Origin of the sequence: Clostridium sp. CCUG 7971 (assembly GCF_017590215.1) — a bacterium.
GTDB lineage: Bacteria > Bacillota > Clostridia > Peptostreptococcales > Peptostreptococcaceae > Faecalimicrobium.
This window is the reverse complement of record NZ_JAFFPK010000052.1, coordinates 1-7,294: the sequence shown is the minus strand read 5'-3', so window position 1 is coordinate 7,294 and position 7,294 is coordinate 1. Positions and strand designations below refer to the sequence as shown.

Genomic DNA, 7,294 nt, shown 5'->3' with positions numbered 1-7,294 from the left:
GGCTCTACTGCTTTTCTCATTTAATTGAAATCCTCTATCCCGCACAAGTATACGACTCATCATGTTCTCCCCATGAAGTAGATGGCAATACTTACATCTTGCATGAAAGTGCTGTTTTGTTCATAAAATATATCTTGAACAATAAACAAATTTCTAATTCATCTAAAGTTTCTCTCACTTCATTCGCGTCTGGATCACTTTGCACTGGATCTTCACCAAATATATAATTATGCTTTTAGTTTTTTTATCTTTTAAAACTAAATCTGGGACTTGAGTTAAACTATATCCATTTTTAGGCGATAAGCTTACTTCCCATGCTTTTTCAAATTTTTCTCTTATCTTCTCATCTGCTACATTTTGATATCCTGGATATACATTAGGAAGTACTCCCATATCACAAGTTCCTTGAACATTATTTTGACCACGAACTGGTCCTATTCCAACACTTTCTCTTCCAAAATTTCCAGTTAAAAGCGCAATTGATGCCAATCCTTTTACAACATCTACTGCCTGTGAAAATTGAGTAACTCCCATTCCATAAAGTATCATTGCATTTTTACCTTTTGCATATTCCCTCATCGATTTTCTTATTAAATCAGCTTTAACTCCTGTGAACTTTTCAGCATATTCTGGTGTATATATTTTGACGATTTCTTTATATTCTTCAAATCCTTGGGTATGTTTTTTGACAAATTCTTTATCATAAAGTTCTTCTTCTATTAATACATTTCCAAATGCATTTACTAAAATCATATTAGTTCCACCTTTTATAGGTAAATGTATATCAGCAATCCTCGCTGATTCAGTTACCCTTGGGTCTGTTACTATTATTTTAGCTCCTTTTTCTTTTGCTCTAACTATTCTTCTTGCTACTATTGGATGTGAATCTGCTCCATTATATCCAAATATGAAAAGTACATCTGAGTTTTCTATTTCTGGTATAGAATTAGACATTGCTCCATTACCTAATGAGTAAGCCAGACCGGCTACTGATGGTGCATGTCAGACACGAGCACAGTGGTCTATATTGTTAGTTCCTATTGTAGCTCTCATAAATTTTTGCATTATATAGTTAGCTTCATTCCCTGGTCCTCTTGCAGAACCAGTTCCCATAATAGAATCTGGTCCATATTTTGATTTTATTTTATTTAATTTATTTGCAGTATAACTTATAGCTTCATCCCATTCTACTTTTTCTAAAATTCCATTTTTCCTTATCATAGGTTTTTTAAGTCTTGATGTTAATATTTGTGGATCATTTAAAAAATCCCACCCATAGTAACCTTTTAAGCATAAATTTTCTTCGTTAGTTCTACCATTAGCAGGTTCCGCTTTAATTATCTTATCATCTTTTACTACTAAATAAAGTTGACATCCTGCTCCACAGTATGGACAGACTGTTAAAACCTTTTTCTCCATTTAACTTCCTCCCAATATACTTTTACTATAAACCCTAACTTAAAACTAAAAAGAGTATGACAAATTCTTATAATTTAAATTTGCCATACTCTTTGAATGCTATATTTTATTATGTATATTTTAAATTGTAACACAAATATACTCTATCTGTTTAATATATTCCTATCCATTTTAAGTAATTCATTTTTATTTCATCTTCTTAGATTTATCAACACATGCACCAATTGCTTTTATTACAGATGCTCTCATACCTTCTTCTTCTAACACTTTTACTGCCTCTATTGTAGTTCCTCCTGGAGAACAAACCATATCTTTTAGCTGACCTGGATGCATATTTGTTTCTAAAACCATCTTAGCCGCACCTAAAACACCTTGAGCACAGAACTTGTACGCTTTATCTCTTGGCATACCATTTATTACACAGGCATCAGCCATAGCCTCTATAAACATAAATACATACGCAGGAGAAGATCCACTAGCACCTATTACAGCATCTATTAAATACTCTTCAACAACTTCACTTTTTCCGAAAGAATTAAATATATTTTTTACTTTTTTTAAATCTTCTTCATTTATATTTTTATTTGGACATATTGCACTCATTCCTTCATTTACTAGCGCGGGAGTATTTGGCATAGTCATTACTATCTTTTTATCATTTCCTATTATATTTTCTATGCTTCTTATACTTTTTCCAGCTGCTATAGTTACTATTATTTTACTATCATCTATTAAATCATTTATTTGATTTAATACTAAATCATATATGTTTGGCTTTACAGATATTATTATTATATTTGAAATTTTAGCAACTTCTCTTGAATCTTTACTTACGTTTATATCGAATTCTTTACTTATTTTGTCCAGAGTCTTATCACTTTTTGCAGATGCTATAATATCTTTTGAATTCACAAGATTTGATTTAATTATACCACCTATCATAGCACTGGCCATATTACCAGCACCTATAAATCCTATTTTCATGTCTTATCTCCTTTAGTGCATTAATATTTTAACTCTAATTATAATCTACTTTACCTTATTTATAGAAACATATTTATTATTTTTTATATAAAATCTCCATAAATAATCCTTAGCTTCCTCGGCATAATCTATATTTATACGTTTACTAGTCTCTATTTCAAACTCATTATCACTATATATTTTTTTATTTCCATCATAATAAAAGTCGCTTATATATAACCCGCTGTCTAAAATACTCCTAGAATTTAATTCCTTATTAATATTTAATGCCATACAAAGTTTTCCTGGTCCATTAGTAATATTTTTCTTTTGATAATTACTTAAATTTTCATAACTTTTGCCAAATCTATTATAAGCTATATCTTCAAGACCATTTATAGGCTCTACTGCTCTTATTAAAACACATTCTGGGATATTTTCTACATTCGCGGATAGATTTAAACAATAATACATTCCATAAATTAAATAAACATATATATGTCCACCATCTAAGTATAGAGGTTTTGTTCTATCTGTTTTTTTATCTTTATATACATGAGCAGCCTTATCATTTATTCCCATATATCCTTCTGTTTCTACTATTTTTGTTACTATTTTTTTATTATCATATTCTCTTATTAAGTATTTTCCTAGTATATTCTTAGCTACACTTATTCCATCTTTTCTAAAAAAATCGATATCCACATTTAGCCCTCCTTATAATTTTTTACAAACTTATTATAATCCTAATAATACTTGGAAATATTACTATCACACTTACAAGTCTCGTTACTTGAAGTAACGCTATATCTGCTCCATTAATTCCTAGTTCACTTGCAATTAATGCCATATCTGATGCTCCTGCTGGTGTACAACAAAACATCGCCGTTATAATATCTATATCAAACCATTTACTTATTATAAATCCAATAAGTCCACACATAATAGTATAAGCTATTATCATACAAATTATAGGGATTGTAAATGATTTTAAACTATATACAACATCTATAGTTATACTACTCCCTATAAATGCTCCCGCTACTACCTGTGCTCCTTGCTTTATTATTGGGTATATGTACCCTTTATTGCTATAAATTTTTAATCCTGCCACTCCTATTAATGAAAATATCATAGTTCCTGCTGGTATTTTAGTCACTTTTCCTATAATTCCAAATATGATTGCAATTATTAAAGTAAGTATAATATCTTTATTTTTGTTACCATATTTACAATCGTTTTTATCTATATTTAATTCTATAGTAGAAGCAATATCAATTTGATCTCCATTATCACAAATCATTCTTTTTTGAACTTGCTTTATAAGAGTTGGAAATATACTTATAACTGATATCAGCCGTGCTAATTGAAATACTGCTACCATTGAGGTATCTGCTCCCATTTCTGAGCTTATTATAGACATATCTGCCATACCACCTGGTACTGCAGCAAATAAAGATGATAATAAATCTAGAGATGTAGTTTTATAAATAAATATACCTACTAGGATATTAAGTATTAAAAGTCCAATTATCATTACTATAGCTGGTTTTATTAAATTTTTTATTTCCATTAATTTTTCTTTGTCCATATCTATGCCTATAAATGCTCCAGCTATAACCTGTACAAAAAATCGAGTTGAATTTTCTACATATGCTGCACCTGTAATTACATTAAATATTCCAACAAATACCATAGAACCAACCATAGCTCCGGCTGGTACTTTTAATTTTTTTGCTATAAATGCCCCTATAACACCTACCAAAATTGTAGTAAAAAAATATAAAATCATACCCTATATGCCCCCTTGAATAAAGTCATTATATATAAAAAGACATGGAATAATTCCATGCCTTTGTTATATATATTTTATAAATATCCTAACTTAAATTATACCTTATATTTTCTATTTTACTAATATAATAGCATATTTTTTATATTTATAAATGTTTATTTTGTGTTTATTTAATTAACCAAAGAATTTAAGCAATATACCTGCAACTACTGCTGAGCCTATAACTCCTGCTACATTTGGCCCCATTGCATGCATAAGTAAAAAGTTTGAAGGATTTTCTTCTTGCCCAACTTTTTGAACAACCCTCGCAGCCATAGGTACTGCTGATACTCCTGCTGCACCTATCATTGGATTTACCTTCCCTTTAGTTAATTTATACATTAACTTTCCACCTAAAATTCCTGATGCTGTCCCAACTGAAAATGCAAGTAAACCCATTGCAGTTATCCCTAATGTCTGTACTGTTAAGAAAGTTTCTGCATTTGCAGTTGATCCAACTGTAATACCAAGCATTATTGTTATTATATATAAAAGGGAATTTTGTGCAGTCTCAACTAATTTTGGCACAACACCTGATTCTTTTAATAAATTTCCAAACATAAGCATCCCAATTAATGGCGCTGCAGTAGGCAATAATCCTATAACTATAATCATTGCTACTATAGGAAATACTATTTTTTCAGTCTTAGATACTGGTCTTAACTGCTCCATTTTTACACTACGTTCTTTCTCTGTTGTTAAAGCTCTTATTATTGGGGGCTGTATAACTGGAACTAATGCCATATATGAATAAGCAGCTAGTGCTATAGTTCCTAATAAATGTGGAGCTAGTTTAGATGTTAATTGTATTGCGGTTGGGCCATCAGCTCCCCCTATTATTCCTATTGATGCCGCTTCCAATCCGCTAAATCCTAGGAATATTGCACCTAAAAAAGCAAAGAATATGCCAAACTGAGCAGCAGCTCCTAGTAATATTGTCTTTGGATTTGCAATCATTGGTCCAAAGTCTGTACTTGCTCCTATACATAAAAATATAAGTGGTGGAAATATTCCAAACTTAACACCTTGATATAAATAGTAAAGTAGTCCCCCTACTTGAGTATCAGTTGGAGCTTTCATAAGATCTACTCCAGGCATATTAGCTAACAACATCCCTACTGATATTGGTATTAATAAATACGGTTCGTATCCCTTTTTTATAGCTAAATATAAAAATACACAAGCTATAGTTATCATAATAATTTCTTTATATGTAATCATTGCAAACCCTGATTCTGTAAAAAAATCAACTAATATATTACCCACTTTAAAATTCCTCCTTCAGTTAGCTTAAGTTATACTATTTGTAATAAGTTATCACCAAGGTTTACACTTTGACCTTTACTAACACTTATACACATCACTTTTCCATCAACTGAAGATACTATTTCATTTTCCATTTTCATAGCTTCAAGTATTGCTACTACTTGGCCTTTTTTAATATTTTCTCCTTCTTTAACGACTACATTTAATATTGTTCCAGGCATTGGAGCATTAATCATTTCTCCATCTTTATTTTCTATTGCCTTTGAATTTATTTTGCTTCCTTTACATCATCTCTATTATTATCTTTCACTTTTACTTCCTCTATTTCAACCTCATACACTTTTCCATTTAATTTTATATGATATGTTTTAGCATTCATCCTAATATCCCCCTTTTTATAAATCTTAAATTTATACGTTATTACTTAATTCTTGTAATACTTTTTATATGAAGATTTGGGTTTACTTTTCCTTTACCTGCTATTATAGATGCAGCCAAAGCTACAACTACTTTTTCTTCATCCTCTTCATCTGTTAGCGCTAATTCTTTGTTACTTTGGCTATTAGACTCAGATACTAAATCTTTCTTATTATTATTTTCCTTAAAAATATGTTTAAAGCTACTTAATATAAATGAAATTATTAATAAAATTATAAATACCAAACTCATACTTGATAAACTTATATATACTCCCTCTAATAAATTCACTTCATTTCCCATACCTCAATCCCCTATCTCTACATAGTTACTGTTATATATGAAATTTCATCTTCAACCTTATTATATTTTTTACCATACTTGTTTTCTAAAAACTTTGGTGCTACTTGTGGAAATAAAGCATATGCTAAAACATCTTCATCACATTTTGCCAAATCTCCAATTTCTTTTTTCATATTTTCAAATTCTGGATTTAATAAATCTGCTGGCCTTATAGTTATAACTTCCTCATCCCCTATTATGTTTTCCCTTATATCTTTACTTATAGGCGCTGGAGACTTTCCATATTGCCCTCTTACATAGTCTTTTATCTCCTTTGGTACTAACTTATATCTTTCTCCGCTTAGTACATTAAATAATGCTTGGGTACCAACCATTTGACTCATTGGTGTTACAAGCGGTGGATAACCTAAGTCTTTTCTTACTCTAGGAACTTCTTTTAAAACTTCTTCATATTTATCTTCAGCATTTTGCTGCTTTAGCTGTGATAATAAATTTGATAACATTCCTCCAGGTACTTGATATTTAAGTGCTTGTGGTTCCGTTAATAATACTTTAGGATTTAATATATTTTCTTTCATATATTTGTCTCTTATGGGCTTAAAGTATTCTGCTGTTTTCAAAAGCTTTTCCATATCTAAATTTGGATTTCTTTCCATTTCCGAGAATGTTACTGCTAATGATTCTGTTGGTGGTTGACTCGTTCCTCCACTAAATGGAGATATAGCGGTGTCTATTATATCTACGCCAGCTTCAACAGCCTTCATATATATCATATCTGCTATTCCACTTGTACAATGTGTATGAAGCTGAATAGGAAGTATAGTTATTTGTTTAATTTTTTTTACTAAGTTATAAGCATTGTATGGAGTTAATACTCCCGCCATATCTTTTATACAAATTGAGTCTGCACCCATATTTTCCATAATCTTAACTAATTCCAAATAATAATCTGTAGTATGTACTTCACTAGTAGTATAGGATATTGCGCACTGACAATGACCTTTATACTTCTTTATTGCTTTCATTGATGCTTCAATATTTCTTACATCATTTAATGCATCAAAAACTCTTATTATATCTATACCATTTTTT

The 7,294-nt window shown here is 30.2% G+C and carries 7 protein-coding genes and 1 pseudogene; all 8 read right to left on the bottom strand.

Features of this window, described 5'->3' with window-relative positions; translation table 11 throughout:
• Nucleotides 1-1,419 (bottom strand): annotated as a pseudogene (locus tag JWF52_RS07435) (molybdopterin oxidoreductase family protein); the annotation flags it as partial.
• Between the two features lie 186 nt (nucleotides 1,420-1,605).
• Nucleotides 1,606-2,403 carry a pyrroline-5-carboxylate reductase gene (gene proC, locus JWF52_RS07430; RefSeq protein WP_208332938.1) on the bottom strand — a complete coding sequence of 266 codons (798 nt, stop codon included), beginning with the start codon at nucleotides 2,401-2,403 and terminating at the stop codon, nucleotides 1,606-1,608.
• Between the two features lie 45 nt (nucleotides 2,404-2,448).
• A complete protein-coding gene (locus tag JWF52_RS07425) occupies nucleotides 2,449-3,087 on the bottom strand; it encodes a DNA-3-methyladenine glycosylase (RefSeq protein ID WP_208332937.1) in 639 nt (212 codons plus the stop codon).
• Between the two features lie 22 nt (nucleotides 3,088-3,109).
• Nucleotides 3,110-4,174, bottom strand: coding sequence for an AbrB family transcriptional regulator (locus tag JWF52_RS07420; protein WP_208332936.1), 1,065 nt, complete (start codon nucleotides 4,172-4,174; stop codon nucleotides 3,110-3,112).
• 177 nt (nucleotides 4,175-4,351) lie between these two features.
• Nucleotides 4,352-5,437, bottom strand: coding sequence for a sodium ion-translocating decarboxylase subunit beta (locus JWF52_RS07415; RefSeq protein WP_286184048.1), 1,086 nt, complete (start codon nucleotides 5,435-5,437; stop codon nucleotides 4,352-4,354).
• Nucleotides 5,438-5,511: 74 nt separating this feature from the next.
• Entirely contained in the window at nucleotides 5,512-5,703 is a 192-nt protein-coding gene (locus JWF52_RS07410; RefSeq protein WP_502711248.1) for a biotin/lipoyl-containing protein, read from the bottom strand.
• A gap of 199 nt (nucleotides 5,704-5,902) precedes the next feature.
• Nucleotides 5,903-6,202 carry an OadG family transporter subunit gene (locus JWF52_RS07405; RefSeq protein WP_208332934.1) on the bottom strand — a complete coding sequence of 100 codons (300 nt, stop codon included), beginning with the start codon at nucleotides 6,200-6,202 and terminating at the stop codon, nucleotides 5,903-5,905.
• 17 nt (nucleotides 6,203-6,219) lie between these two features.
• The coding region (locus JWF52_RS07400; RefSeq protein WP_208332933.1) for a pyruvate carboxylase subunit B at nucleotides 6,220-7,294 on the bottom strand (1,075 nt) is incomplete at its 5' end.